The following is a 26,477-nucleotide window of genomic DNA, read 5'->3' on the forward strand; positions in this document are numbered from 1 at the left end:
TCAGGCGGCGACGGCCTCGGCGCGGCGCGGGCGGATGCCGAGGAAACGGCAGATCGCCAGGGTCAGCTCGGCCCGGTTCAGGGTGTAGAAGTGGAACTCCTCCACCCCATGGGTCTGCAGCAGGCGGCACTGCTCGACCGCGACCGAGGCGGCGACCAGCTGGCGCGTGTCCGGCGTCTCGTCCAGCCCCTCGAACAGCATCTCCAGCCAGTCCGGCACCGCGGCGCCGCAGGCCTGCGAGAACTCCTTGGTCCGGGCGAAGTTGGTGATCGGCAGGATGCCCGGCACGATCGGCAGGGTGATGCCGGAAGCGGCGGCGCGGTCGCGGAAGCGCAGGAAGGCGTCGGTGTCGAAGAAGAACTGGGTCAGCGCCCGGTCGGCGCCGGCATCCGCCTTGCGCTTGAGGTTGTCGAGATCGAAATCGGCCGACGGCGCCGACGGATGGGTCTCGGGGTAGGCCGCGACGGAGATGTCGAAGGGCGCGATGCGGCGTAGCCCCGCCACCAGGTCGGCGGCATAGGCGTAGCCGTCCGGCCGCACCTGGTAGGGCGCGCCGCCCGGCGCGTCGCCGCGCAGTGCCACGATGCGGCGGATGCCGGCGGCCCACAGGGCGCGGGCGACGTCGTCGATCTCTTCGCGCGAGGCGCCGACGCAGGTCAGGTGCGATGCGGTGGGCAGGCCGCTGCCGTCCTGGATCTTGGTGACGATGCCGAAGGTGCGGTCGCGGGTGGTGCCGCCTGCGCCGTAGGTGACCGAGACGAAGTCCGGCGCCAGCGGCGCCAGGCGCGTCACCGTCTCCATCAGCGTCGCCTCGGCCGCGTCGGATTTCGGCGGGAAGAACTCGAAGCTGACGATCGGGTCACGACGGCCGATATCGGCCGCGGCGGGATCACGGCGAGAGGACTCGGCCGTTGCGGTCGCGGAAGGGGAGGTCATGCCGCGGCTCTCCGTTGCATCGCCCGCTTGGCGGGCCAGATGGTGACGGTCAGGGGGGCGCCGGGCAGGTGCACCGGCGGTTCGGTATCGAAGCCGGCGCGCTGCAGCCAGCGGGCGAACAGGTCGTCGGGGAAGCCCAGCCAGCGATGCGCATGGTCGGCGCGCAGGCTCTCGACGTCGTGCGGGGCGAAGTCGGCGACGATCAGCCGGCCGCCGGGGCGCAGCACCCGCGCCGCCTCGGCGATCGCCGCCGCCGGGTCCTCGAGGTGATGCAGCACATGGTGCACCAGCGCGACGTCGAAGGACTGGCCGGGCACCGGCAGCTGGTACAGGTCGCCCTGCCGCACCTGGCAATGGCGCTGCAGCCCGGCGCGCTCGATGTTGGCGCGGGCCACCGACAGCATCTCGCGCGACAGGTCGATGCCGACCGCGCGCCGCACCCGGTCGCCCAGCAGGATCAGCATCCGGCCGCTGCCGGTGCCGAGGTCCAGCAGGTCGCCGATCTCGCCCGGCGGCAGCAGGTCGAGGATCGCCTGCTCGACCGCGCTGTCGGCGATGTGCAGGGTGCGGATGTCGTCCCAATGCGAGGCGTTGTCGCGGAAGTAGCCGGCCGCGGCCTCGGAGCGCTGGCGCTTCACCGCCTCCAGCCGCTCCAGGTCCAGGCCCACCGTGGTGTCGGCGTCGGGGATCAGGTCGACCAGGCTGCGCGCCAGATCGGCCACCGTGCCGCTCTCGGCCAGGCGGAAGAAGGCGAAGGTGCCCTCGCGGAAGCGGTCCAGCAGCCCGGCCTCGGCCAGCAGCTTGAGATGGCGCGAGACCCGCGGCTGGCTCTGCCCCAGGATCTGGGTCAGGTCTGTCACCGACAGGTCGCCATGGGCGCACAGCATCAGGATCCGCAGCCTGGTCGGCTCGGCGGCAGCCCTCAGCCCCTGCAGCAGACGTTCCACGACCTTATCGCCTCCCGCTCCGGATCCACGCTCGCGAGCAGGATAGCAAACTCTCAGAGAGACATAAACATGTCTTTATGTGTTTGCTCCCATTCCCGTGTCATCCCCGCGAAAGCGGGGATCTCGTCCCGGCGGAACCGGAGGGAGATTCCCGCTTTCGCGGTAATGACGGGAGAGGGGACGGGGGCCGAAGAGCCGCCTACAGCGCCCCCATCTCCACCAGCTCGCGGCGCAGCTGGTCGGGCGACTCGAACTGGATCGCGCGCATGCCGACGGCGCGGGCGCCGACGACGTTGCCGGGGTTGTCGTCGATGAAGATGCAGTCGGCCAGCGTCAGGCCGAAGCGGCTCTCCAGCAGCCGGTAGATCCGGGCGTCCGGCTTCAGCAGCTTCTCATGGGCCGAGACGATGACGCCGTCGAACCAGCCGAGGAACGGGTACTTGCCCTGGGCCACCGCGAACTTCTCGGCCGAGAAGTTGGTGATGGCATAGACCTTGTCGCCGCGGTCCTTCAGCCCCTTCAGGATCTCGACGGTGCCGTCGATGACGTGCGGCGCCATCTCCTCCCAGCGTTCGTCGAAGGCGCGGATCAAAGTCTCATGGTGCGGGAACTCGGCGACCTTCTCGGCGATGCCCTCGGCGAAGGGCTTGCCGCCGTCCATCGACAGGTTCCAGTCATGGGTGCAGACTTCGGCCAGGAAGGCTTCCATCGCCGCCTCGTCCGAGAACAGCTTGCGATAGAGATGCCGCGGATTCCACTCGATCAGCACCGCGCCGATGTCGAAGACGATGGTCGGACGTGACGAGGGCATGGCAAGACGCTCCGCTTCGGGCTATGTGGAATCGCTGGTAGCACGCGGGGAGAGCGGAACCCAAGCCATGAAGCTGCATACCTATTTCCGGTCATCGGCCGCCTACCGGGTCCGCATCGCGATGGCGCTGAAGGGCCTCGACTACGACTCGGTGTTCCACCACCTGCGCCGCGGCGAGCAGGCGATCGAACCCTACCGCTCGCTGAACCCGCAGAAGCTGGTGCCGGCGCTGGAGGGCGAGGGGCCGGTGATCACCCAGTCGCTGGCGATCATCGAGTATATCGAGGACACGCATCCCATGCCGCCGCTGCTGCCGCCCGACCCGGCCGGCCGGGCCCGGGTGCGGTCGATCGCGCTGTCGATCGCCTGCGAGATCCACCCGATCAACAACCTGCGGGTGCTGCGCTACCTCAAGACGCCGCTGGGCCATGACGAGGCGGCGATCGAGGCCTGGTACCGGCACTGGGTGGCGGAGGGCTTCGGCGCGCTGGAGACCCAGCTGTCGCGGTCGCCCGACACCGGCGCCTTCTGCCATGGCGGGATGCCGACCATCGCCGATTGCTGCCTGATCCCGCAGCTCTACAACGCCCGCCGCTTCGACTGCGACCTGAACCCGTACCCGACCCTGCTGGGGATCGAGGAGCGGGCGGTGGCGCTGCCGGCCTTCGCCGAGGCGGCGCCGGAACGCCAGGGCGACGCCGAGGCTTGAAGACCATTTGTAAACACGCCGGCGCGGCCGCCTGATGGCGGTGCCTGCGCTTCCGGTGCTCACGGACCAAACGTCCGCTGCGCTCCGGTTCTCGGCACCACCACCAGTCGACTCACGCCAACGCGTTTCCAAACGGTCTTCGAACTTTCAGGGCCGGTAACACCAGGGGGCAGCATGACGACCGAGTCGATCGAGGACAGCAACAGCCCGACCGCCTGGTTCAAGGAGATGACGCCGCCGGAGCGGCGGACCTTTTGGGCCTGCTTCTCCGGCTGGGGCCTGGACGCCATGGATGTCCAGATCTACAGCTTCGTGATCCCGACGCTGCTGGCGCTGTGGGGGCTGACCAATGCCCAGGCCGGGCAGCTCGCCACCGTCACCCTGCTGTGCTCGGCGGTCGGCGGCTGGGCCGCGGGCCTCCTGGCCGACCGCATCGGCCGGGTGCGGACGCTGCAGCTGACCATTCTGTGGTTCTCGGTCTTCACCTTCCTCAGCGGCTTCGCCCAGAGCTACGAGCAGCTGTTCATCGCCCGGGCCCTGATGGGCTTCGGCTTCGGCGGCGAATGGGCGGCCGGCGCCGTGCTGATGGGCGAGGTGATCCGGCCGCAGCACCGCGGCAAGGCGGTCGGGTCGGTGCAGTCCGGCTGGGCCATCGGCTGGGGCGTGGCGGCGATCGCGGCCACCGTGCTGTTCCAGCTGTTCGATCCCACGGTCGCCTGGCGCTACCTGTTCTTCATCGGCATCCTGCCGGCCGGGCTGGTGTTCTTCCTGCGCCGCTTCGTCGACGAGCCGCCGGTGTTCGCCGAGACGCAGCGGCGGATCGCTCAGACCGGCGACCGGCCGGGGCTGCTGGAGATCTTCTCCGGCCCGGTCTTGAAGACCACGATCCTGACCTCGCTCCTGGCCACCGGGGCGCAGGGCGGCTACTACGCCGTCACCACCTGGCTGCCGACCTACCTCAAGACCGAGAAGGGGCTGTCGGTGCTGAACACCGGCGGCTACCTCGCGGTGATCATCGCCGGGTCGTTCACCGGCTATCTCGTCGGCGCCTACCTCGCCGACCGGATCGGCCGGCGGATGCTGTTCTTCGTGTTCTCGCTCTGCGCCATCGCGGTGGTGTTCGCCTACACCAGCCTGGACATCGACAACACCACGATGCTGTTCCTGGGCTTCCCGCTCGGCTTCTTCGGCTCCGGCTACTTCAGCGGCGTCGGCGCCTTTCTGACCGAGCTGTTCCCGACCCGCGTCCGCGGCTCCGGCCAGGGCTTCGCCTATAATTTCGGCCGCGGCGTCGGCGCGCTGTTCCCCAGCTTGGTCGGCACCCTCAGCGCCACCATGCCGCTCGGCCGGGCCATCGGCCTGTTCGCCGTCGCGGCCTATGCCCTGCTCTTCATCGCCGCGCTGGCCCTGCCCGAAACCAAGGGGAAGACCCTGCATGCCGACGGCTGACCCGCTGCCCACCGCCCCGATGTGCCCGGCGCCGAACCCGGCGCCGCGGCCGCCCCGCCGCATCGCGCTGCCGGAAGGGGCTTGCGACACCCACGCCCATGTCATCGGCGGGCCGCCCGGCTATCCGCTGGTCGACAGCCGCAGCTACACCCCGCCCGAGGCGCCGCCGGCGGCCTATCTCGGCATGCTCGATGCCGTCGGCATGGCGCGCGGGGTGCTGGTCCAGGTCAGCGTGCACGGCACCGACAACCGGCTGATGGTCGAGACGCTGGAAGCCAACCGGGGGCGGCTGCGCGGCATCGCCGTGGTCGGCGCCGACGCCTCGGATGCCGAGCTGGTGCGGCTGAAGGCGGCCGGCGTGGTCGGGCTGCGGCTCAACGTGCTGTTCGGCGGGGGGGTCGGCTTCGACCAGCTCGAACGCCTCGGCGACCGCTGCCGCGAGCTCGGCTGGCACCTGCAGTCCCTGCTCGACGCCCGGACGCTGCCGGAGCTGGCGCCGCGGCTGGAGCGGCTGCCGGTGCCCTTCGTCGTCGACCATATGGGCCACATGCCGGTCTCGGCCGGGATCGACCATCCCGGCTTCCAGGCGCTGCTCGGACTGCTGCGCCGGGGCAAGGGCTGGGTCAAGCTGTCCGGCGCCTTCCGCACCTCGGTGGCCGGGCCGCCCTATGCCGACACCATCCCCTTCGCCCGCGCCCTGCTGGCGGCGGCGCCGGACCGCATGGTGTGGGGCAGCGACTGGCCGCATGTCGCCCATGCCGGGCCGATGCCGAATGTCGGCGACCTGCTCGACCTGCTGGCCGACTGGATCCCCGACCCGGCGCAGCGCGACGCCGTCCTGGCCGCCAACCCGGCCCGGCTCTACGGGTTCTGAGGGGGTTGGGTTAGGCAGGAGAACCGACCCCGTCGTCCGCCCGGTCTCCAGCGCGCGATGGGCCTCCGCCGCCTCAGCCAGGGGATAGACGGCGCCGATGACCGGCTTCAGCCCGGCCGCCACCTCCGCTAGCACTTCGGCGGCGGCGCGCGGATAGATCGCCAGGTCCGGCAGGTAGTGGCGCAGCACGCTGGGCCGGGCCAGGGCGATCGACCGCGCCGGGCCGAGTTCGCCGACATCGATCCTGGGCAGGCTGCCGCCGACCTGGCCGACGCTGGCGATCAGGCCGTAGGGGGCCATGGCGTCGAAGGTCCGCAGGAGGGTGTCGCCGCCGATGCCCTCGATCGCCATGTCGGCGCCGCGCCCGCCGGTCGCCGCGCGCACCGCCGCGACGAAGTCGGTCTCGCGGTAGAGGATGGTGTGGTCGACGCCGTGTCCGCGCGCCAGCGCCGCCTTGCGGGCGTCGCCGACGGTCCCGATCACGGTGGCGCCGCGCCGCTTCGCCCATTGCGTCGCGATCAGGCCCAGCCCTCCGGCGGCGGCATGGATCAGCACGATGTCGCCGGGCCTCAGCGGCCGCACCCGCTCGAACAGCATGTGGGCGGTCAGGCCGCGGACCAGCACCGCCGCCGCGGTGTCGAAGCCGACCGAGTCGGGCAGGCGGATGGCGCGGGCGGCGGGCAGGATCCGGCGCTCGGCATAGCCGCCGGCGGGCAGCCCGGCATAGGCGATGCGGTCGCCCTCCCGGAACCCGGTCACATCGGGCCCGACCCGCTCGACCTCGCCGGCGGCCTCGACCCCCAACCCGGCCGGCAGGGCTGGGGCGCCATACAGTCCGGTCCGGTGGTAGATGTCGACGAAGTTGACCCCGGCGAAGCGCTGCCGGACCAGGATCTCGCCCGGCCCCGGCTCGGCCAGGGTCACGGTGTCGAGCACCAACGCCTCCGGGCCGCCGGGGGCGTGGATGCGGATGGCGCGGGTGGTGATCGGGGGCATGGTCGCTCCTGGGCTCCGGGAAGCCCAGCATGCGGCCGTCACATTTCGTTCGGAATTCGGAGAGTCCGCACCGGATCTGTGCAATCCTGCACGGATGGAATGGGGCGATGTCCGATACTTCCTCGCCCTGGCGCGGGCCGGCTCGCTGTCGGCGGCCTCGCGCCGGCTGGGGGTGGAGCACACCACCGTGGCCCGTCGGGTCGACGCGCTCGAGGCCGCGCTCGGCATGCGGCTGTTCGACCGGCTGCCGCGCGGCTGGGTGCTGACCCCGGAGGGCGAGGGGCTGGTCGCGGATGCGGCGCGGCTGGAGGAGGAGGCGCTGGCCTTCGCCCGGCGCGCGGCCGGCGCCTCCGGTGTCGCCGGCGAGGTCCGGGTCTCGGCACCACCGGTGCTGGCCAGCCATTTCCTGGCGCCACGGCTGGGCCCGTTCCTGGCGGCGCATCCCGGCATCGTCCTGACGCTCGCCGGGGAAAAGCGCGCGGCGCTGCTGGGCCAGCGCGAGGCCGACCTGGCGCTGCGCCTGTCCCGCCCGGCCGAGCATGGCGTGGTCGCCCGGCGCGTCGCCACGCTGACCTTCGCCCTCTACGCCGCGCCGGCCTATCTCGACGGAAGGCGGCCCGAGGAGTGGTGCTTCCTCGGCGACGACGAGTCCCTGGGCGAGCTGCCGCAGCAGCGCTGGCTGCTGGCGGTCGCGGGGGCGCGGCCGCTGGTGCTGCGGACCAACGACCTGGCGACGCTGGTCCACGCGGCCCGCGCCGGCATCGGCGTCGCCGCCTTGCCCTGCTTCATCGGCGACGCCGACCCGGGGCTCCGCCACGTCGCAGCGGATCGCGACGGCGCCGCCAGCCGCGAGATCTGGATCGCCATCCATGAGGATCTGCGGCGATCGCCCCGGCTGCGGCTGGCGATGGACGCGATCGGCGAGATCTTCACCCGCGACCGCTGGTTGCTGGAAGGAATGGCCGGACGTTGAGCGGGCGGAAGCGAACGCACGCGGCGATGCGTGAGCCGGGCGCGGCGAGCCGCTCCGAGGCCGTGGCGCAGGGCCTGCTGAAGGCCTGACGCCACGGCCCCGGCTGGGTTTAGGCTTTTGTCGCCGCCCGCAGCGCCTGGTCGAGGTCGGCGATGATGTCGGCCACCGATTCCAGGCCGATCGACAGGCGGATCACCTCGGGCCCGGCGCCGGCTGCCTTCAGCCCTTCCGGCGTCAGCTGGCGGTGGGTGGTCGAGGCCGGGTGGATGATCAGCGACCGGGCGTCGCCGATATTGGCGAGGTGGCTCAGCAGCTCCACGCCCTCGACCATCTTGACCCCGGCGTCGAAGCCGCCCTTGACCCCGAAGGTGAAGACCGAGCCGGCGCCGCGCGGCAGGTACCGCTTCGCCAGCTCATGGTACTTCGACGATGGCAGCCCGGCGTAGTTCACCCATTCCACCGCCGGGTGGGTCGAGAGGAACTCCGCGACCTTCTGGGCGCTCTCGACGTGCCGGTCCATCCGCAGCGACAGCGTCTCGATGCCGAGCAGGGTGAGGAAGGCGTTCATCGGCTGCTGATTGACGCCGAGGTCGCGCAGGCCGACGGCATGGCCGTAGAAGGTGTAGGCCAGGTCGCCGAAGGTCTCGTGGAAGCGCAGGCCGTGATAGCCCGGCTCCTCGCCCGTCAGCCCCTTGAACTTGTCGGACTGGGCCCAGTTGAAGCGGCCGGAATCGACCACCACGCCGCCGATCGAGGTGCCGTTGCCCGACAGGAACTTGGTGGTGGAATGCACCACGATGTCGGCGCCGTGCTCGATCGGCCGGCACAGATACGGGGTGGCCATGGTGTTGTCGACGATCAGCGGCACGCCGAGGTCATGCGCCACCTTGGCGATCGCCGCGATGTCGCTCACCACGCCGCCGGGGTTGGCCAGGCTTTCGATGAAGATCGCGCGGGTCTTGTCGTTGGCGGCGCGGCGGATGTTCTCCGGGTCGTCGGCATCGACGAAATGGGTGACCCAGCCGAAGGCGCGCTTGAAGCTGTTGCCCAGCTGGTTGATCGACCCGCCATACAGCTTGTTGGCGGCGACGATCTCGGCCCCCGGCTCCATGAACGGGAACAGCGCCAGCAGTTGGGCGCCGTGGCCCGAGGCGGCGGCGATAGCGCCGACCCCGCCTTCGAGCGAGGCGATCCGCTCCTCCAGCACCGACACGGTCGGGTTGGTCAGCCGGCTGTAGATGAAGCCCAGCTTCTGCAGGTTGAACAGCGACGCCGCGTGCTCGGCATCCTCGAAGACGAAGGAGGTGGTCTGGTAGATCGGCGTCTGCCGCGCGCCGGTGGCCGGGTCCGGCCGGGCGCCGGCATGGATGGCCAGCGTGTCGAAGCCGGGGCTGCTGCTGTTCTCGGACATGAGGCTGTTCCTTACCCTTTTTTCTGCATCTTCGACGAAATCACGCGCGACGAGGTGCCCATCCAGCCCAGCTCGCCGTTCAGCCGCGCCCATTCGATCTTGGGGCAGCGGTTCATCACCACCTGGATGCCGGCGGCCTCCGCCTTCGCCGCGGCCGCGTCATTGCGCACGCCGAGCTGCATCCAGATCACCTTCGGCGGGACGGGCAGGGCCAGCGCCTCGTCGACGATCCCGGCCGCCGCCTCGCTGTTGCGGAAGATGTCGACCATGTCGACCGGCACCGGCACATCGCGGAGCCGGGCGTAGACCGTCTCCTTCAGGATGGCCTGGCCGGCCACGCCGGGATTGACCGGGATGACGCGGAAGCCCTTGCCCTGCAGATAGGTCATGGCGAAGTAGCTCGGCCGGTTCCAGTTGGGGCTGGCCCCGACCATGGCGATGGTCTTCACCGTGCGCAGGATGCCGCGGAGATAAGCATCGTCGTAGCGGTCGTGATTCAGGGGGGCGTGATCCACCGGTCAGCGCCCCTGCCAGACGGGTGGGCGCTTCTGCAGGAAGGCGTCGATGCCCTCCTCGGCGTCGCGCGCCAGCATGTTCCGGGTCATGGTCTCGCTCGCATAGTCATAGGCGCTCTGCAGCCCCATCTCGGCCTGGGCGTAGAAGGCTTCCTTGCCGATGGCCAGGGTCAGCGGCGATTTCGCCGCGATCTGGCGGGCCAGGGCCTCGGTCTCGGCCGCCAAGCGGTCGGCCGGCGCCACCCGGTTGATCAGGCCCAGCTCGCAGGCGCGGTCGGCGGTCACGGCGTCGCCGGTCAGCAGCATCTCCATCGCCGGCTTGCGGCCGACGGCGCGGGACAAGGCGACCATCGGCGTGGAGCAGAACAGGCCGATATTCACCCCCGGCGTGGCGAAGCGGGCCTCCGCCGCGGCGACGGCCAGGTCGCAGGTCGCCACCAGCTGGCAGCCGGCGGCGGTCGCCATGCCCTGGACCTGGGCGATCACCGGCTTGGGCAGCCGGGTGATCGCCAGCATCAGGGCGGAGCATTGGGCGAAGGTGCGCTCGTAATGCGCACGGCTGGGGTCGGCGCGCAGCTCCTTCAGGTCGTGGCCGGCGCAGAACACCGGCCCGGCCGCCGCCAGGATCACCACCGTCACCGCGGGGTCCTGGCCGATCGCGTGCAACTCGGCCTCCAGCGCCGCCATCAGCCCCAGCGACAAAGCGTTGCGCGCCACCGGCCGGTTCAGGGTCAGGGTCGCCACGCCGTCGGCATCGCGGCGCAGCAGCGGGGCCTCGGCCAGGGCGGCGGCAGGCAGGGCGGCGGCAGGCAGGGGATGGGCGGACATGGCGGCTTCCTGTGCGATGCGGACGCACTCTACCCCGATGGCCCCTGGATGAAACAGAGACCAAACTGGTCCTTGCGAGGGCCCAAGCATTTCTCCCTACTGGCACAGGAAAAAGCGGGGAGGGCGGCATGGCGCCGGCGATCGAGGCCGAGACGGTGGAGGCGATCATCCGCGACGGCGTGCCGCTGATCGGCGCCTTCGGGGTGACGGTTCGGGCGCTGGGCGACGGCACCGCGACCCTGGTGATGCCGTGCCGCGACGATTTCGTGCGGCCCGGCGGCACCATCACCGGCCCGGCCCTGTTCGGCCTGGCCGATGTCGCGCTCTATGCCGCGGTGCTCAGCCGGATCGGCCGGGTCGAGCTGGCGGTGACGACCTCGATGGCGATCAACTTCCTGCGCCGGCCCGCCTTGGTGCCGGTGATCGCCGAGGCGCGGCTGCTCAAGCTCGGCAGGCGCCTGGCCTATGGCGAGGTGCTGCTGTTCTCGGAGGGCGAGGCGGAGCCGGTGGCGCATGCCACCGGCACCTACTCGATCCCGCCGCGGGGCTGACCGCTACAGCACGAAATCCGCCGCGACCAGGGTGAGCGCGCCGGTCAGGGTGATGGCGAAATCGGCCGCGCCGTCGCCGTCGACATCGCCGGCCACGATGGTGATGCCGCCGGCCACGGTGGCGCGCACCTCGCCGGCGTGATGGCCGAAGGCGGCCGCGCCGATGAAGCTGAAGGCCTGGTCGCCGGCCGCCGTGGTGTCGGCGTCGGCCAGGTGCAGGTCGATGCGGTCGGCCTCGGCATGGCTGAAATCGGCGATGAGGTCGGCATTGGTGCCGACCGCGCTATCGGTGACCGCGACGAGCATGAAGCGGTCGGCCCCCGCGCCGCCCATCATGGCGTCCCTGCCGCCCTGGCCGATCAATTGGTCGGCGCCGGCGGCCCCGACCAGGGTGTCGTTGGCGGCACCCCCGATCAGGATGTCATTGCCCTGGCTGCCATAGACCGCCTCGATCCCGGCCAGAATGTCGCCCTCGGCATTGCCGCCGCGGGTGGTGCCGTGGCCGTCGAGGTAGACGATGACGCCGACGCTGCCCTCGCTGTACATCACCGCGTCGAAGCCGGCGCCGCCGGAGAGCCGGTCGCCGCTGAGGCCCCCGGCACCCCCCGCGCCGCCGCGGAGCACGTCGTTGCCGGCTTCCCCGGCAAGCACGTCGTAGCCGCCGCCGCCCTGGAGGGTGTCGTTGCCGTCGCCGCCGGTGACGGAGTCATTGTCGGCGCCGCCGGTGATGGCGTCGGCGCCCGAGCCGCCGCGATAGTCCATGCTCTCGACGTTGATGACGCTGGTGCCGTCGCTGGCGGGGCCACCGTTCAGGGTGAAGGTGATCCCGACACCGCCGTCGCTGCGGTCGAGGCTCACCGTGTCGAAGCCGGCGCCGCCATCGACGGTGTCGACTCCGGTGCCGGCCTGGAGGCTGTCGTTGCCATCACCGCCGTCGAGGCTGTCATTGCCGGCATCGCCGATGAGAAAGTCGTTGCCAATCGCGCCGTCGAGCTGATCGTCGCCATCGCCGCCATAGTACAGGTCACTCCCCAGGCCGCCGTGAAGGACGTCGTTGCCGGCATCGCCGTAGACGGTCTCGCGTTCGGTGCTGGAGGTCTGAAAGACGTCGTTGCCGCCGCCGCACAGGATGGTGTCGGGCGTGCCGCCGCCTGACTGGATGGCATCGTCGCCGGCGCCACCCTCAATGTGGTTTACGCTGGAGGTGCCGCCGCCGTAGAGGGTGTCATTGCCGTCGCCGCCGTAAATGGTGTTGTAGGTATCCACGCCGCCGGTGATGGTGTCGGCGCCCGAACCGCCACGGTAGGTCATGAGTTCGATGTTGATGGCCTGGGTGCCGTCGCTGCCGGGGCCGCTGTTGAGGGCGAAGGTGACCCCGGCGCTGCTGCCGCTGCGGTCGAGATCGACCGAGTCGAAGCCGTCGCCGCCGTCGATGAAATCAGCTCCGGTGCCGGGATTGAGAATGTCGTCGCCGCCGCCGCCGTAGATCATGTCGTTGCCGGCCAGGCCGTTGATGGTGTCGAAGACGTCGGTCCCGGTCAGGATGTCGTCGCCGGCAGTTCCTGTAATGGTGGCCATGATGGAATCCTCAGTTGGAGTAATCCGCCTGCCTGTGGCGGGGCAGGCCAAGCCCGTCAGGACCCGGTGCCGCCGACGCCGATGAAAATTGCTTGTGAAAACCTGTGACGATGGACCCCGCGCGGCCGGTCTGCCCGGTCGGCGGCCTCCGGGATCAGGATCGAATATGGGCCTGGGAATCTCGGGAGAACCATTGGCCGCCCCACCGTTCCGCGCCGCAAACGGCACCGGCGGCTGATCCACCCTAACAGTGAACGGTGCCGGCGGCATCCCACCCAAATGGGAGATGCCGCCGGCGGGGGCCGGGCGATCGTCTCATCCGGCCCCTGATGGTCAGAGCGTGAAATCCGCGGCGACGAAGGCGATGGTGCCGATGGCGCGGATCTCGAAATCGGCCACCCCGTCGCCATTGACGTCGCCGGAGATCGTGGTGACGCCGCCGGCGCTGGCCGCCCGCAGCTCGCCGGCATGGTGGCCGAAGGCGGCGGCGCCGATGAAGGCGAAGGCCTGGTTGCCGGCCACGGCCGAGTTGGCGTCGATCGCCGCGAGGTCGATGCGGTCGGCCTGGGCGTGGCTGAAATCGGTGATCACGTCGCTGGCGGCGCCGACCGGGCTTTCGCCGATCGCGGTGTAGATGAAGCGGTCGCCCCCGGCGCCCCCGGTCAGCCGGTCGGCCCCGCCGGCACCGTACAAGGTGTTGGCGACGGCGTTGCCGATGAGGGTGTCGCCGCCGCTGCCGCCATAGACGATCTCGATCCCGGTCAGGGTATCGCCCTGGGCGGTGCCGCCGGTTGCGGTGCCGGTGGCGAGATTGACCTGCACCGCGACGGTGTTCTCGTTGTACAGCGCGACGTCGATGCCGGCGCCGCCGTCGAGATGGTCGGCCCCGGCTTCCCCGCGCAGCGTATCGTTGCCGGCCTGGCCCCGGAGCGTGTCATTGCCGGCGCCGCCCTGCAGCGTGTTGGCGCCGGCGTCGCCGCCCAGATTGTCTGCGAAGGACGAGCCGGCCAGGGATTCGATGGCCGAGAGCTGGTCGCCCGTCGCATCGCCGCCCGAGGCGGTGGCGGCGGCCAGGTCGACCGCCACGCCGGCGGCGCTGCCGGCGTAGCTGGCGGTGTCGCTGCCGTCGCCGCCGGACAGGTAGTCCGCGCCGGCGCCCCCGACCAGCGCGTCGTTGCCGGTGCCGCCATAGAGCGTGTCGTTGGCGGCCATGCCGTAGAGGGTGTCGTTGCCGGTATCGCCGGACAGGCTTTCGGCATCGGTCGAGCCGATGATGAGATCGTCGCCATCGCCGCCGCTCACGCTGCCGGCGCCGCCGCCACCGGTCTCCAGCCGGTCGTTGCCGCCGGCGCCATAGAGGTAGTCGGTGCCGAGGCCGCCGCGGAGGATGTCGTCGCCGTCGCCGCCGCTGAGGCTGTCGTTGCCGCCCTGGCCGTAGAGCGTGTCGGCGCCGCCGTAACCGCTGATGGAATCGGCGCCGGTGCCGCCGACAACGACGTCGTTGCCCGAGCCGCCGTAATAGGTCATCAGCTCGATGTTGATGGCGCGGGTGCCGTCGCTGCCGGCGCCGCTGTTGAGGGCGAAGGTAACCCCGAGCGAGGTGTTGCTGCGGTCGATATAAAGCGTGTCGGTGCCGGCGCCGCCGTCGACGAACTCGGCGCCGGTGCCGGGGTTGAGATAGTCGTCGCCGTCACCGCCATAAAGGGTGTCGTTGCCGGTGCCGCCATAGAGCGTGTCGTTGCCGGCCAGGCCCTGGATGGTGTCGTTGTCGGCATCGCCGCCGAGGCTCTCATTGTCGGCCGAGCCGATGATGAGATCGTTGCCGTCGCCGCCGGAGACGCTGCCGACCCCGCCGCCGCCGGTCTCCAGCCGATCATTGCCGCCGGCGCCATAGAGATAGTCGGTGCCGAGGCCGCCGCGGAGGATGTCGTCGCCGTCGCCGCCGCTGAGGCTGTCGTTGCCGTCCTGGCCGTAGAGCGTGTCGTTGCCGCTGTAGCCGGTGATCGAGTCGGCGCCGACACCGCCGACAACGACGTCGTTGCCCGAGCCGCCGTAATAGGTCATCAGCTCGATGTTGATGGCGCGGGTGCCGTCGCTGCCGGCGCCGCTGTTCAGGGCGAAGGTGACCCCGAGCGAGGTGTTGCTGCGGTCGAGATACAGCGTGTCGATGCCGGCGCCGCCATCGACGAACTCGGCCCCGGTGCCGGGATTGAGATAGTCATCGCCGTCACCGCCATAAAGGGTGTCGTTGCCGGTGCCGCCATAGAGCGTGTCGTTGCCGGCCAGGCCCTGGATGGTGTCGTTGTCGGCCTCGCCGCTGAGGCTCTCGTTGTCGGCCGAGCCGATGATGAGATCGTTGCCGTCGCCGCCGGAGACGCTGCCCACCCCGCCGCCGCCGGTCTCCAGCCGGTCGTTGCCGCCGGCGCCATAGAGGTAGTCGGTGCCGAGGCCGCCGCGGAGGATGTCGTCGCCGTCGCCGCCGCTGAGGCTGTCGTTGCCGTCCTGGCCGTAGAGCGTGTCCGCGCCGGCGTAGCCGCTGATGGAATCGGCGCCGACGCCGCCGACGACGACGTCGTTGCCCGAGCCGCCATAATAGGTCATCAGCTCGATGTTGATGGCGCGGGTGCCGTCGCTGCCGGCGCCGCTGTTGAGGGCGAAGGTAACCCCGAGGGACGTGCCGCTGCGGTCGAGATAGAGCGTGTCGATGCCGGCGCCGCCGTCGACGAACTCGGCCCCGGTGCCGGGGTTGAGATAGTCGTCGCCGTCGCCGCCATAGAGCGAGTCGTTGCCCAGGCCGCCATAGAGCGTGTCGTTCCCGGCGAGGCCCTGGATGAAGTCGTTGCCGGCGTCGCCGCTGAGGGATTCGGCGTCGCCCGAGCCGATCACGATATCATCGCCATCGCCGCCGCTGACACTGCCGGCCCCGCCGCCGCCGGTCTCCAGCCGGTCGTTGCCGGCGCCGCCATAGAGGTAGTCGAGGCCGTTGCCGCCGCGGAGGGTGTCGTTGCCGTCGCCCCCGGTCAGGCTGTCATTGCCGTCGCCACCCTCCAGGGTGTCGTTGCCGAGCCCACCATTGAGCGAGTCGTTGCCGGCCAGGCCGGTGATGGTGTCGTCGGTGGTGGTTCCGGTCAGGGTGTCGTCGCCGGGGGTTCCTGGAATGATGGCCATGATGAATCCTCTGCTGCGGTGATCCGAACGCCCTTGGTGGGGCAACAGGGCCGGTCAGGGCCCGAAATCCGAAGCTGCGAGGGGAGCCCGGCCGATCATCGGCCCGGCTCGCCCGTTCGTGCTGCAAACGGCACCCGCGGCTGTCACCAGCCTGCCTGGGAACGGCGTCGGCGGCATCGGCCGAACGGAGGATGCGCGCTGTCCCGGATGCGGATATTTTGATAGGTTTCGGTCCGGACGCGGAGGGTCGGCTCTTCTGACGGGGGGGTGGATGGACCGGGCAGATGCCATTCTCGAGGCCGTGCAGCGGACCTACGACGCCGCGGTGTCGCCGGATGCGTGGCCCAGCGCGCTCGAGGCCATTACCGATACCGCCCGCGGCCTGCGCGGCTTCCTGGTGGTCGAGAACCGGCTGCAGCAGCGGGTGGAGCTGTGCCTGCTGGCGCGGCACGACCCGGTCCATGTCGAGCGCTTCGCCGCCGCAGCCGAGGCCGGGATGCTGCCGTCCTGGATCTCCGGCATCGGCGTCGGGCGGGCGGTGCGCTCCTCGGCGATGCAGACCGACCGCGACTACGCCCGATCGGATTTCTACAACGAGGTGGTGCGGCGGAACGGCTGCTACCACGGCGCGGTGGCGCAGGTGTCGGACACGCCGACCCATCGCGGCGTCCTCTCGCTCTGCCGTGCCCGGGGCTGGGACGACTATGGCGACGAGGATGTCGCGGCGCTGCAGGTGGTGCTGCCCCATCTCACCCGGGCCCTGCAGCTGCGCGAGCGCATCGGCGACGCCGACCTGCGCGCCGCCGATGCGGAGGCGGTGCTCGACCGGCTCGACGCCGGCGTGATCCTGGCCGATGCCGGGGCGCGGCCGATCCGCCTCAACCGCCGCGCGGAAGCGATCATCGCCCAGACCGACGGGCTGTCCTCCGGGCTGGCCGGCCTCGCCGCGGCGCTGCCGGAAGAGACCCGCCGCCTGCAGCATGCCATCGCCTTGGCCGCTGCTGTTGGCGCCGCCGTCGCCGGGCTTGACGCGGCGAGCCGTGTCGCCTCGGCCGGAACCCGGATGCAGGTGTCGCGCCCCTCGGGGCGCTGCCCGCTGCTGGTGACCGTGATCCCGATCCGGGGCGCTGTGGCCGAGGGGCGCCGCCGGCCGGCCCCGCAAGTGGCGATCTTCGTCACCGATCCCGATCGGGTGGACGTCCCGGCCGCGGCGTCGCTGCAGGAGCGGTTCGGCCTGACCGCGGCGGAGGCCGCCTTCGCCGTCGAGATCGGCTGCGGCGACGGGCTGCAGGCGGTGGCCGAGCGCCTGTCGATCGCGCGCAGCACCGCCCGCACCCATCTCGCCCGCATCTTCGACAAGACCGGCACCAGCCGCCAGGCGGAGCTGGTGCGGCTGCTGATGCGCTGCGACCAGCCGATGCTGCGTGACGGGTGAGGCCGCGAGTGACGGGTGTCGCCCGTCACAGCCCGAAATCCGCGGCGCCGAAACCCAGCGCTGCGGCCATGTTCGTGAGAGGTATTATAATACCTTGGCGCTAAGATGCTGGTGTTTCGATGCTTTTTCCGTTGACGTCGGGGAACGCCCCGCGTAAACAGCCGCCTCTCGCCGGTGCCCCTGCCAGGGGTGGCCGGCGGCATCCGTTCCCGACCCCGATCAAGGGCCCGTCATGAAGACATATTCCGCCAAGCCTGCCGAGGTGGAGAAGAAGTGGATCGTGGTCGACGCCGAAGGCGTCGTCCTCGGCCGGCTCGCCAGCATCATCGCGATGCGCCTTCGCGGCAAGCACAAGACCATCTTCACCCCGCATGTCGACACCGGCGACAACGTCATCGTCGTCAATGCCGAGAAGGTTCATCTGACCGGCAACAAGCGCCAGGACAGTGTCTTCTACTGGCACACCGGCTTCCCCGGCGGCATCAAGGGCCGTTCGAAGGGCCAGATCCTCGACAGCGCCCATCCCGAGCGCGTGATCGAGAAGGCCGTGGAGCGCATGATCACCCGCGGTCCGCTCGGCCGCAAGGTCATGGGCAACCTCAAGGTCTATGCCGGCGCATCGCATCCGCACGAGGCTCAGCAGCCCGAAGTGCTGGACGTCGCTGCGATGAATCCGAAGAATAAGAGGTAAGGCCGTGGCCGATCTGCAGTCCCTCTCCGATCTGAAGCCCGCCCTGGACAGCGTCGCGGTCGAAGTCGCTCCGGTCCAGCCGAAGCGCGACGCCCAGGGCCGCTCCTACGGCACCGGCCGCCGCAAGAACGCGGTCGCCCGCGTCTGGATCAAGCCGGGTTCCGGCAAGGTCACCGTCAACGGCCGCGACCAGGAAGTCTATTTCGCCCGCCCGGTGCTGCGCATGCTTCTGCTGCAGCCGTTCGAGGTGTGCGACCGGGTCAAGCAGTTCGACATCATCTGCACCGTCAAGGGCGGTGGCCTCTCCGGCCAGGCCGGCGCGGTCCGTCACGGCCTCAGCCGCGCGCTGGAGCATTACGAGCCGACCCTGCGCCCGACGCTGAAGGCCCATGGCTTCCTGACGCGCGACTCGCGTGTGGTCGAGCGTAAGAAGTACGGCAAGTCCGGCGCCCGCCGCAGCTTCCAGTTCTCGAAGCGCTGATCGTTCAGACCGCTCGCGGGGCAACCCGCGGACGGGACCTTCGGTTCGGCAAGGGGCGCCCTCGGGCGCCCCTTTGTCGTTCCTGGAGGTGCCGTCTCAGAGGCCTCGGGTGCGGCGTGGTGGCGACCAGGGTCGGGACCACCATGGCCGGGTCAGCCGTGGCGGGGGCAACCGGACCTTGCGTCGCCGAGGTGGGGGCCACCAGTGTCGGCATGACCGCCGGCCGGGTCGGCTCGATCGCGAGGAAGCCGGCGAAGCGGCGGCCGTAGTCGCTGATCCGCATGCCGTTGTCGTCGGCCGGGTCATAGGCGCCGCCGGTGGCGATGAAGCGCTCGGTCCCATCCGGGCCGCCCAGATGCATCATGGCGCGCAGCCCGTCCCAGGTGATCGGCACCCCGGCGACGTAGAGGCCGATCTGCCGGTCCAGGCCGCGGCGCTGGATCTCGCTGTCGAGATAGGCAAGGTGCATGCGGAAGGCCGCCTGCTGCGCCGCCGGCGTGTCCAGGAAATCGCCGATGGTCCTGACCTCGGGATAGCCGGGGATGTGGAAGGTGCCGCGCCAGCGGTTGCGGGTGTCGTCCGCTGTCACCGGGGCCCCCGGGTCGTACAGGCCGGCGACCGCCGCCGCGGCCTCGCCCAACTGGAACAGCCCGGCATAGCCGCCCTTGTTCATCTGCAGCGGGTCCCGGCTGCTCTCGGCCGTGGCCAGCAGGGCGGCGAAGACCGGGTCGCTGGCATGCGGCGACCGGATGTCGGGGCCGAGGGGCGGGAAGGACACGGCAAGGCCCGGCGCGGTCGGAACATGCGCCGATGGGGCCGTCAGCAGCAGGCTGCCGGCCAGAATCGCCAACACAGCGTTGCGTCGCGATGGTGTCATCCGATCGCCGCTCTGGTGGATCCGTGGGCCGCACTGTGCCGGCCGGGGCCGTCCGGGGCAAGCCTGCATCGCCAATGCCCGCGCCGCCTCGGCCGAGCTCAGGACCCGATGCAGATTGAGCCGGAACGTCGGCCCGACTCAGCTCACCACCTTGACGAACCGCACCGGCCCGCCCTCGGCGCGGTAGGCGTAAGCGCGGTCGCTGGCCAGGCGCAGGGCGTGGCCGGCGGGAACGGCATGCGTGGCGCCGTCGACCTCCAGCACCAGCACGCCCTCCTGCACCTGGATCAGCTCCATCGTCCCGGCCGGGTCCGGCGAGGCGTCGTAGCGGCCGCCGGTCTCGATCCGCCAGTCCCACAGCTCGGCCTTGCCGCCGGAGGCCAATAGCCGGGCGCTGCCGGCCGGCGACTGCCACACCGTGGCGAAATCCTGCGGCGGGATCACCCGGGCCGCCGCCTCATCGCCGCTGCCGACCAGCGCGCCGAGGCTGATGCCCAGGCCGGCCGCGATCTCCGCCAGCGTGGCGATGCTCGGGTTGGTCTCCGCCTTCTCGATCAGCGCCAGCATGCGCAGCGACACGCCGCTGCGCTCGGCCAGCGCCGCCTGGCTGAAGCCCCGCGCCTGGCGCTCCTGGCGCAGCCGCTGCGCGATCCGGTCCAGCACCTCTCGCGACGATGTCATCGCCGGGCCTCGCTTTCACATCTTGTTGCCGATCAAGATGTAATATATTGCATATGGGATTGCGATCGATTTCCGGGGATGCGGCGATGACCTTCCAGCCTTTCGCGCTCGAGCAGTGGCAGTCGGAGTGGGAACACACGGTCGAGATCAACCTCGCCGACAGCTCGGTGCGCTGCGCCACGCTGCGCGAGGTGCTGGGCGCCGGCGCGGTCGACCGGCTGCTGGACCAGGTGCTGTTCTATCCCCAGGTCAACGGCACCGACGCGCTGCGGACCCGGATCGCCAGCCTCTATGCCGGCGCGCAGGCCGACCAGGTGCTGGTGACCACGGGGGCGTCCGAGGCCAACCAGATCCTGTGCCAGGCCCTGCTGTCGCCGGGCGACGAGATCGTGGTGATGGAGCCGGGCTACCGCCAGGTCTGGGGCATCGCCCGCAACCTCGGCTGCACGGTGAAAAGCTTCCCGCTGCTGCCCGACCAGGGCTGGCGGCCGGATCTCGATGCGCTGGAGGCGGCGGTCGGGCCGCGCACCCGGATGATCGCCATCGTCAACCCGAACAACCCGACCGGCAGCATCCTGACGGTGGAAGAGGCGGCGCGGATCACCGCCATCGCCGCCAAGGCCGGCGCCTGGCTGCATGTCGACGAGGTCTATCGCGGCACCGAACGCCTGACCGATGCGGAGACGCCGAGCTTCTGGGGCGGCTATGAGCGGGTGGTGGTGGTCGGCAGCCTGTCCAAGGCCTATGGCCTGGCCGGCCTGCGCATCGGCTGGCTGGTCGGGCCGAAGGATCTGGTCGAGGATGCGTGGCGCCGGCACGAATACGTCGTCATCGCCGCCGCCGGCCCGTCGATGCTGCTGGCCGAGATGGCGCTGGAGCCGGCCACCCGCGCCCGGCTGGTCGGACGGCAGCGGGAGCTGTCGCGCAGCGGCTGGGCCGGGCTGGAACGCTGGCTGTCGGCCCATGCCGACCTGGTCTCGGCGGTGCCGCCGGCGGCCACGGCGCTTGGCTTCGTGCGCTATCACCTCGACCTGGATTCGGTCGCGGTCGCCGATGTCATCCGGCGCCGGACCTCGGTGCTGGTGGCGCCGGGCGTCTATCTCGGCGCCGAGCACCATCTGCGCATCACTCATGGCTACGAGCACGCCCCGGCGGCGCTGGACCGCATCTCCACCGTGCTGCGGGACCTGAAGACCGGGCGCTGACGCACTCTTCCTTTTCTGTCATTGCCCGGCTTGACAGTTGAGAGAGTGGCTGGGTGAAACGGGACCTCTTCGCCTGCAACCGGCGTCCCGCAGATATCCGCCATGACCGCGATGCCGGTTCGGCGGCGCCCTCACCTATGGTAAGTACTCACACACTTATATCCCTTTCCGAGGGCAGGGCGATGCCGGCAACCGTGTTCATCGATGGCGAGGCTGGAACCACGGGGCTGCAGATCCGCGACCGCCTGGCCAAGCGCGCCGACATCGAGGTCGTCAGCCTGGCCGATTCCGAGCGCAAGGACCCGGCGGCGCGCCGCCGGCTGCTGAACGAGGTCGACGCCGCGATCCTGTGCCTGCCGGACGATGCGGCGCGCGAGGCGGTGGCGATGGTCGAGAACCCCGATGTGCGGGTGATCGACGCCTCGACCGCCTATCGCACCGCCGAGGGCTGGACCTATGGCTTCGCGGAGCTGGCGCCCGGCCAGGCCGAGGCGATCGCCAGGTCGAAGCGCATCTCCAACCCCGGCTGCTATCCGACCGGCGGCATCGCCCTGCTGCGGCCGCTGATCGACCGCGGCCTGGTGCCGGCGTCGCATCCCGTTACCATCAATGCGGTCAGCGGCTACACCGGCGGCGGCAAGAGCCTGATCGCCCGTTACGAGGCCGCCGATGCGCCGGCCGCGGGGAAGGTGCCGTTCTTCCTCTACGGCCTGAAGCTGGCCCACAAGCATGTGCCGGAGCTGAAGCGCTGGGCCGGCCTCGGCCATGCGCCGATCTTCGTGCCGTCGGTCGGGCGCTACGCCCAGGGCATGCTGGTGTCGGTGCCGCTGCCGCTGTGGTCGCTGCCGAAGCGGCCCTCGGCCGCCGATCTGCATGCGGCGCTGGCAGAGCATTACCAGGGCCAGCCCTTTGTCACCGTGGCGCCGCTGGCCGAGGCCGCGGCGGCGGCCGAGCTGGAGCCCGAGGCGCTGAACGGCACCAACGCGCTGCGCCTGTTCGTGTTCGAGAACGCGGCGGAGCAGCAGGCGCTGCTGGTCGCTCAGCTCGACAATCTCGGCAAGGGCGCGTCGGGGGCGGCGGTGCAGAACCTCAACCTGGCGCTGGGGCTGGACCCGACGGCGGGGCTGCTGCCGGCGCGGTCGCAGGCGGCCTGAGGCCGCGGCATGTCCACCGGCGCGATCATCCTGCCCTATCGCGACCGGCTGCCGCGGATCGCGGCCGACGCCTTCATCGCGCCGGGCGCGGTGGTGATCGGCGATGTCGAGATCGGGCCGGGCACCAGCGTCTGGTTCGGCTGCGTCATCCGCGGCGATGTCAGCCCGATCCGCATCGGCGCCCGCACCAACATCCAGGACGGCACGGTGGTGCATGTCGCCACGGCGGACGGCCCGAGCCATATCGGCGACGACGTCACCATCGGCCACATGGCGCTGATCCACGCCTGCACCCTGGCCGACCGCAGCTTCGTCGGCATGAAGGCCTGCGTCATGGACCGGGCGGTGGTGGAAAGCGACGCGATGGTCGCGGCCGGGGCGCTGCTGACCCCCGGCAAGCGTGTGCCGGCCGGCCAGCTCTGGGCCGGCAGCCCGGCGCGCTTCGTGCGGACCCTGACCGACGACGAGCACGAGCATCACCGCAAGCTCTGCGAGGGCTATGTGTCGCTCGGCGTCGAATACCGCGCCAACGTCCTGCTGGACGCCGGGTCGGCGCTTTAGCCTTCGTCGCCGCCTGCGGCCAGGCTGGCCTTGTAGGCCAGCACGCGTTGCCGCAGCTTGCGCGGGCGCGGCATCATCCAGCGCTTGTGCAGCCACAGCCACTGTTCCGGCCGGCCGCGGACCCAGCGTTCGATCGCCTCGTTCATGGCGATGGTCGCGGCCTCGACATCGGCCTTGCGGTCGCCGGTGCGCTCGATCGCCAGCGGCGGCTCGAACACCGCGCGGTAGTTGGCGCCGGCGGTGCGCTCGATCCGCACCGGGATCACGGCGCAGCCGAGATGGTAGGCCATGGCCACGGCGCCGGGCGAGGTCATGGCGTCATGGCCCATGAACGGGACCTTCAGCCCGCCATTGTAGCGCTGGTCGACCATCATCCCCAGCACGCCGCCGGCGCGCAGGATCGACAGCGCCTTCTTGGCGTCCGCCCCCTCCATCCGCTTTTCCAGCATGATGGTGCCGACCGAGCTGCGGATGCGGTGCAGCAGCCAGCCGACCATCGGGTTCTTCGGCGGCTTGGCGATGGCGGTGAAGGGCACGCCGTGGTTGGCGGCGACGGCGGCGCCGACCTCCCAATTGCCGAAATGGCCGATCGCCATCACCACCGGCCGGCCTTCGCCGCGGGCGGCCAGGAAATGCTCGATGCCCTCGACCTGGACCCGCTTGGGGCGCCTGGCCTCGCTGCGGCGCAGCCGGCCGAGATGCGGGAACTCCGCGATCACCCGGCCGAGATTGTCCCACATGCCGCGGATGACGCGCTGGCGGTCGGCGGCCGACAGCTCCGGCATGACCAGGCTGAGATTGGCGTCGGCCCGGCGCGAGGCGCCGATGCGCGGCCCGAAGGTCCGGCCGACCCAGCCGCCCAGGGCCGACGCGCTGCCGATCGGCAGGGCCCGCATCACCCCGTATAGCGCATAGATCGGCATCGCCTGCACCAGGGTCGTGGCATGGCGGCGGCCGTGCTTCCGCAGCTGTTTCCTCAGCCGGTGCATGCGCTTCGACCAACCGGCTCTGGCCGGGTCCGGGGTGTCCATTGTACCGGTGATTTGGCTACCTCGCCATGCACAGGACACCGCCCGCCAAGCGGGTCCCGATGGGGTTCATTCGATCCTACTCGTGGCATGAACCCCTGTCCGTCGCCAGATGTTTCCGACATTCGACAGGAATCCGGTCGGCACGCGGCGCTTGCATCCGGGCCCGCCGATGCCATATCAGCGACCGTCCAGCCCCTGAAAGGAAAGGCAGATGAAGAAGCCCAAGCCCCCGATGGCGGGGCCGAAGCGGCGCGATCCCTTCGCGCTGGTCGCCCGCCGGCTCGGCCACCGGATCGTCCGGTCCGACAAGGTCTACAGCCGCAAGGACAAGCACCGAAGCCCCCGCTCACCCGACGGGGGCTTCGCTGTTTTCGGGGTGACGCAGGTCACGAGCTGCGTCGGACGCGCGGCTTAGGCTATCCTGGTCCGGACCACAGGAGGATGGTGATGGGCCTTCACGACAGCCGCGGCGTTCCGGTCTCGACCACCAGCCGCGCCGCGCTCGACCGCTACGAGATCGCGGCCGACCGGCTGCACAGCTATTTCCGCGACCCGCTGGCCGAGATCGAGGCGGCGCTGGCCGAGGATCCCGGCTTCGTCATGGGCCATTGCCTGCGCGGCACGCTGATGGCGCTGGCGACCGAGAAGGCGGCCGAGGCGCCGCTGCGCCAGAGCGTCGAGGCGGCCGAGGCGCTGCGCACGGACGCCAATGAGCGCGAGCGCGGCCACATCGCGGCGCTGCGGGCCTGGCTCGACGGTGATTTCGCCGGGGCGGTCGACACCTGGGGCCGGGTGGCCGAGGCGCATCCGCGCGACGGGCTGGCGCTGCAGGCGGCGCATATCGGCGACTTCTATCTCGGCCACACCCAATTGCTGCGCGACCGCATCGCCCGGGCGCTGCCGGGCTGGGACGAGTCGGTGCCGGGCTACGGCTATGTCCTCGGCATGCACGCCTTCGGGCTGGAGGAGACCGGCGACTACCGCGCCGCCGAGGCGACCGGCCGCCGCGCCGTGGCGCTGCAGCCGCGCGACCCCTGGGCGATCCACGCCGTCGCCCATGTCATGGAGATGCAGGGCCGCCTGCCGGAGGGCGTCGCCTGGCTGAACGGCCGCAGCGGCGACTGGGCGCCGGACAACATGTTCGCCTTCCACAACTGGTGGCATCTGGCGCTGTACCATCTCGACCTCGGCGACACCGCGACGGTGCTGCGGCTCTATGACGAGGCGATCCGGCCGCTTCCGTCCCCGGTGGCGCTGGAGACGCTGGACGCGACGGCGCTGCTGTGGCGGCTGCATCTGCGCGGCGTGGATGGTGGCGGCCGCTGGGCCGAACTGGCCGACAGCTGGGCGCCGATGGCCGAGGACGGCTACTACGCCTTCAACGACATGCACGCGATGATGGCCTTCGTCGCCACCGGCCGCGGCGCCGATGCCGACCGGCTGCTGGCGGCCCAGGCCCGGCGGGCGGCCCAGGTCCAGGGGGCGGCCGGAGGCACCAATGCGGCGATGACGGCGGAGGTCGGGCTGCCGGTCTGCCGCGCTCTGCGGGCCTTCGGCGCCGGCGACTATGGCACGGCGGTGGAATTGCTGGCCCCGGTGCGGTCGGTGGCGCATCGCTTCGGCGGCAGCCACGCCCAGCGCGACGTGCTGGCCCTGACACTGGTCGAGGCGGCGCTGCGTGGCGGCCAAACCGATCTGGCCCGGACGCTGGCGGCCGAGCGGACCGAGGCCAAGCCCGGCAGCCCGTTCAACTGGCGCCTCACGGCCAGGGCGTTGCGGCTGGCCGGGGATGAGGCGGGGGCCGTCAAGGCGGAGGCTCGGGCCGGCGCTTAGGTGCGTGTTGCCTCTCCCGTTTACGGGAGAGGCAATCAGTCCACCCCTCCTTGAACGGTTTGACCCGGAGCTTGGTCTGGTGCTGCGGCGCCGCCTTGCCCTCGGTGTCGAGGCCGCGGTAGTAGCCCTTCTGCCACTTCGCCTCGTTGGCGTCGGTGCCGGGCACGGGCAGGTCGGCCAGGAAGCTGCTGCGGCCCTGGTGGAAGGCCCAGTAGCGGGCCTCAAGCTCCGGATCGTCGCTCAGCGGCCGCACCTCCGGCTCCACCGCCTCGACCATGTCGCGGGCCAGGGGGAAGAACAGGCAGAACGGCTCTCCGGCCGCGAACTCCACCAGGTGGTTGGGCCGGGTGAAGCGCCAGTTCATGGTGAAGCCGTAGGGCGACCAGTCGGTCTCGACCACGCCGGTCAGGGCGGCGATGCCGTCCTTCGGCGCGTTGGTCGGGCCGGAGACCCAGAGGTTGGCCCCCGGCTCGGTGCGCAGCAGCAGCGGCACATGGAAGGTCAGGATGCCGGAGCCGAAATGCCCCAGCGCCGGGGCCGGGGCGTCGCCGTCGACCTCGACGCGCACCGATCCGGGGGACGTCCCGCCGTCCCACCAGGCGCGGATCGCGGTGGGGCACAGGATCTCCCAACCATGGGCGTTGGCGATGTTCAGCGGCAGGCAGCGATAGGCGAAGCCCTCCGGCGTCGCCGACATCCAGTCGCGGGTGGCCGGGGCCGGGCGGATGACGGGCGGCGCGCCGCCGATGGTGTGGGCGATCAGCTTCATCCTGCGACTCTAG

Annotated in this window: 25 protein-coding genes and 1 pseudogene; 13 read left to right on the forward strand and 13 right to left on the reverse strand. The window is 70.9% G+C overall.

Annotated elements, in window-relative coordinates; all coding sequences use genetic code 11:
* The 3 genes from metF to AB4112_RS15570 all read right to left on the reverse strand — a co-directional run bounded on the left by metF (nucleotide 1) and on the right by AB4112_RS15570 (nucleotide 2,694).
* Nucleotides 1-936 carry a methylenetetrahydrofolate reductase [NAD(P)H] gene (gene metF / locus AB4112_RS15560; RefSeq protein ID WP_309792013.1) on the reverse strand — a complete coding sequence of 312 codons (936 nt, stop codon included), beginning with the start codon at nucleotides 934-936 and terminating at the stop codon, nucleotides 1-3.
* Nucleotides 933-1,883 carry an ArsR/SmtB family transcription factor gene (locus tag AB4112_RS15565; RefSeq protein ID WP_441720823.1) on the reverse strand — a complete coding sequence of 317 codons (951 nt, stop codon included), beginning with the start codon at nucleotides 1,881-1,883 and terminating at the stop codon, nucleotides 933-935. The genes metF and AB4112_RS15565 overlap by 4 nt, the downstream gene beginning before the upstream one ends.
* A 199-nt stretch (nucleotides 1,884-2,082) precedes the next feature.
* Entirely contained in the window at nucleotides 2,083-2,694 is a 612-nt protein-coding gene (locus tag AB4112_RS15570; protein ID WP_441720825.1) for an HAD family hydrolase, read from the reverse strand.
* A gap of 67 nt (nucleotides 2,695-2,761) precedes the next feature.
* On the opposite strand from AB4112_RS15570, the gene maiA reads away from it, so the two are divergent.
* The 3 genes from maiA to AB4112_RS15585 all read left to right on the forward strand — a co-directional run bounded on the left by maiA (nucleotide 2,762) and on the right by AB4112_RS15585 (nucleotide 5,726).
* Nucleotides 2,762-3,403 (forward strand): maleylacetoacetate isomerase, encoded by a 642-nt coding sequence (maiA, locus tag AB4112_RS15575; RefSeq protein ID WP_441720827.1) that lies wholly within the window; start codon nucleotides 2,762-2,764, stop codon nucleotides 3,401-3,403.
* 174 nt (nucleotides 3,404-3,577) lie between these two features.
* The gene (locus tag AB4112_RS15580; protein ID WP_309792018.1) at nucleotides 3,578-4,852 is read left to right on the forward strand and encodes an MFS transporter; all 1,275 of its coding nucleotides are present in this window, start codon (nucleotides 3,578-3,580) and stop codon (nucleotides 4,850-4,852) included.
* Nucleotides 4,839-5,726: an amidohydrolase family protein gene (locus tag AB4112_RS15585; RefSeq protein ID WP_441720829.1), complete on the forward strand. Its 888-nt coding sequence runs from the start codon at nucleotides 4,839-4,841 to the stop codon at nucleotides 5,724-5,726. The genes AB4112_RS15580 and AB4112_RS15585 overlap by 14 nt, the downstream gene beginning before the upstream one ends.
* A 27-nt stretch (nucleotides 5,727-5,753) precedes the next feature.
* Here AB4112_RS15585 and AB4112_RS15590 read toward each other — a convergent pair.
* Nucleotides 5,754-6,722 (reverse strand): annotated as a pseudogene (locus tag AB4112_RS15590) (quinone oxidoreductase family protein); the annotation flags it as partial.
* Between the two features lie 94 nt (nucleotides 6,723-6,816).
* Here AB4112_RS15590 and AB4112_RS15595 point away from each other — a divergent pair.
* Nucleotides 6,817-7,695 (forward strand): LysR family transcriptional regulator, encoded by an 879-nt coding sequence (locus tag AB4112_RS15595; protein WP_309792021.1) that lies wholly within the window; start codon nucleotides 6,817-6,819, stop codon nucleotides 7,693-7,695.
* Between the two features lie 109 nt (nucleotides 7,696-7,804).
* Here AB4112_RS15595 and AB4112_RS15600 read toward each other — a convergent pair whose 3' ends face one another.
* The 3 genes from AB4112_RS15600 to AB4112_RS15610 are packed head-to-tail and all read right to left on the reverse strand — an operon-like array spanning nucleotide 7,805 to nucleotide 10,449.
* Nucleotides 7,805-9,106: an O-acetylhomoserine aminocarboxypropyltransferase gene (locus AB4112_RS15600; protein ID WP_309792022.1), complete on the reverse strand. Its 1,302-nt coding sequence runs from the start codon at nucleotides 9,104-9,106 to the stop codon at nucleotides 7,805-7,807.
* A gap of 11 nt (nucleotides 9,107-9,117) precedes the next feature.
* Complete coding sequence (locus AB4112_RS15605; protein WP_309792023.1) at nucleotides 9,118-9,621, reverse strand: CoA-binding protein; 504 nt, start codon at nucleotides 9,619-9,621, stop codon at nucleotides 9,118-9,120.
* Between the two features lie 3 nt (nucleotides 9,622-9,624).
* Entirely contained in the window at nucleotides 9,625-10,449 is an 825-nt protein-coding gene (locus tag AB4112_RS15610) for an enoyl-CoA hydratase (RefSeq protein ID WP_441720832.1), read from the reverse strand.
* A gap of 128 nt (nucleotides 10,450-10,577) precedes the next feature.
* Here AB4112_RS15610 and AB4112_RS15615 point away from each other — a divergent pair, with 128 nt between their 5' ends.
* Entirely contained in the window at nucleotides 10,578-11,000 is a 423-nt protein-coding gene (locus AB4112_RS15615) for a PaaI family thioesterase (RefSeq protein ID WP_441720834.1), read from the forward strand.
* A gap of 3 nt (nucleotides 11,001-11,003) precedes the next feature.
* Here AB4112_RS15615 and AB4112_RS15620 read toward each other — a convergent pair whose 3' ends face one another.
* Both AB4112_RS15620 and AB4112_RS15625 read right to left on the reverse strand, forming a co-directional pair.
* Nucleotides 11,004-12,578 (reverse strand): calcium-binding protein, encoded by a 1,575-nt coding sequence (locus AB4112_RS15620; RefSeq protein ID WP_441720836.1) that lies wholly within the window; start codon nucleotides 12,576-12,578, stop codon nucleotides 11,004-11,006.
* A 333-nt stretch (nucleotides 12,579-12,911) separates the two neighbouring features.
* Nucleotides 12,912-15,746, reverse strand: coding sequence for a beta strand repeat-containing protein (locus AB4112_RS15625; protein WP_441720838.1), 2,835 nt, complete (start codon nucleotides 15,744-15,746; stop codon nucleotides 12,912-12,914).
* A 271-nt stretch (nucleotides 15,747-16,017) separates the two neighbouring features.
* Between AB4112_RS15625 and AB4112_RS15630 the strand changes: the two genes are divergently transcribed.
* The 3 genes from AB4112_RS15630 to rpsI all read left to right on the forward strand — a co-directional run bounded on the left by AB4112_RS15630 (nucleotide 16,018) and on the right by rpsI (nucleotide 18,353).
* Complete coding sequence (locus AB4112_RS15630; protein WP_441720840.1) at nucleotides 16,018-17,181, forward strand: helix-turn-helix transcriptional regulator; 1,164 nt, start codon at nucleotides 16,018-16,020, stop codon at nucleotides 17,179-17,181.
* A gap of 232 nt (nucleotides 17,182-17,413) precedes the next feature.
* Complete coding sequence (gene rplM / locus AB4112_RS15635) at nucleotides 17,414-17,872, forward strand: 50S ribosomal protein L13 (protein ID WP_309792029.1); 459 nt, start codon at nucleotides 17,414-17,416, stop codon at nucleotides 17,870-17,872.
* Nucleotides 17,873-17,876: 4 nt separating this feature from the next.
* The gene (gene rpsI, locus AB4112_RS15640) at nucleotides 17,877-18,353 is read left to right on the forward strand and encodes a 30S ribosomal protein S9 (protein WP_374710592.1); all 477 of its coding nucleotides are present in this window, start codon (nucleotides 17,877-17,879) and stop codon (nucleotides 18,351-18,353) included.
* Between the two features lie 4 nt (nucleotides 18,354-18,357).
* Here the strand turns inward: rpsI and AB4112_RS15645 are convergent, their stop codons facing one another.
* Together AB4112_RS15645 and AB4112_RS15650 are read right to left on the reverse strand one after the other, a co-directional pair.
* A complete protein-coding gene (locus tag AB4112_RS15645) occupies nucleotides 18,358-19,206 on the reverse strand; it encodes a hypothetical protein (protein ID WP_441720843.1) in 849 nt (282 codons plus the stop codon).
* A gap of 162 nt (nucleotides 19,207-19,368) precedes the next feature.
* Nucleotides 19,369-19,911 (reverse strand): helix-turn-helix domain-containing protein, encoded by a 543-nt coding sequence (locus AB4112_RS15650; protein ID WP_309792031.1) that lies wholly within the window; start codon nucleotides 19,909-19,911, stop codon nucleotides 19,369-19,371.
* Between the two features lie 86 nt (nucleotides 19,912-19,997).
* Here AB4112_RS15650 and AB4112_RS15655 point away from each other — a divergent pair, with 86 nt between their 5' ends.
* The 3 genes from AB4112_RS15655 to AB4112_RS15665 all read left to right on the forward strand — a co-directional run bounded on the left by AB4112_RS15655 (nucleotide 19,998) and on the right by AB4112_RS15665 (nucleotide 22,831).
* On the forward strand, nucleotides 19,998-21,116 hold the full coding sequence (locus AB4112_RS15655) for an aminotransferase class I/II-fold pyridoxal phosphate-dependent enzyme (RefSeq protein ID WP_441720845.1): 1,119 nt from the start codon (nucleotides 19,998-20,000) through the stop codon (nucleotides 21,114-21,116).
* Nucleotides 21,117-21,298: 182 nt separating this feature from the next.
* Nucleotides 21,299-22,270, forward strand: coding sequence for an N-acetyl-gamma-glutamyl-phosphate reductase (argC, locus tag AB4112_RS15660; protein ID WP_441720847.1), 972 nt, complete (start codon nucleotides 21,299-21,301; stop codon nucleotides 22,268-22,270).
* 9 nt (nucleotides 22,271-22,279) lie between these two features.
* A complete protein-coding gene (locus AB4112_RS15665; protein WP_309792036.1) occupies nucleotides 22,280-22,831 on the forward strand; it encodes a gamma carbonic anhydrase family protein in 552 nt (183 codons plus the stop codon).
* On the opposite strand, the gene AB4112_RS15670 is transcribed toward AB4112_RS15665, so the two are convergent.
* The gene (locus AB4112_RS15670) at nucleotides 22,828-23,820 is read right to left on the reverse strand and encodes a lysophospholipid acyltransferase family protein (RefSeq protein ID WP_309792037.1); all 993 of its coding nucleotides are present in this window, start codon (nucleotides 23,818-23,820) and stop codon (nucleotides 22,828-22,830) included. The two genes, AB4112_RS15665 and AB4112_RS15670, sit on opposite strands and share 4 nt — an antisense overlap.
* Nucleotides 23,821-24,073: 253 nt before the next feature.
* Between AB4112_RS15670 and AB4112_RS15675 the strand changes: the two genes are divergently transcribed.
* Together AB4112_RS15675 and AB4112_RS15680 are read left to right on the forward strand one after the other, a co-directional pair.
* Nucleotides 24,074-24,277 carry a hypothetical protein gene (locus tag AB4112_RS15675; protein WP_309792038.1) on the forward strand — a complete coding sequence of 68 codons (204 nt, stop codon included), beginning with the start codon at nucleotides 24,074-24,076 and terminating at the stop codon, nucleotides 24,275-24,277.
* A gap of 32 nt (nucleotides 24,278-24,309) precedes the next feature.
* Entirely contained in the window at nucleotides 24,310-25,695 is a 1,386-nt protein-coding gene (locus AB4112_RS15680) for a tetratricopeptide repeat protein (protein ID WP_441720850.1), read from the forward strand.
* On the opposite strand, the gene AB4112_RS15685 is transcribed toward AB4112_RS15680, so the two are convergent.
* Entirely contained in the window at nucleotides 25,667-26,464 is a 798-nt protein-coding gene (locus AB4112_RS15685; protein ID WP_441720851.1) for a DUF6065 family protein, read from the reverse strand. The genes AB4112_RS15680 and AB4112_RS15685 overlap by 29 nt on opposite strands.
* Nucleotides 26,465-26,477: the final 13 nt, after the last annotated feature.

It is taken from the genome of Inquilinus sp. 2KB_23, assembly GCF_052115705.1.
In the GTDB taxonomy this organism is placed as follows: domain Bacteria; phylum Pseudomonadota; class Alphaproteobacteria; order DSM-16000; family Inquilinaceae; genus Inquilinus; species Inquilinus ginsengisoli_A.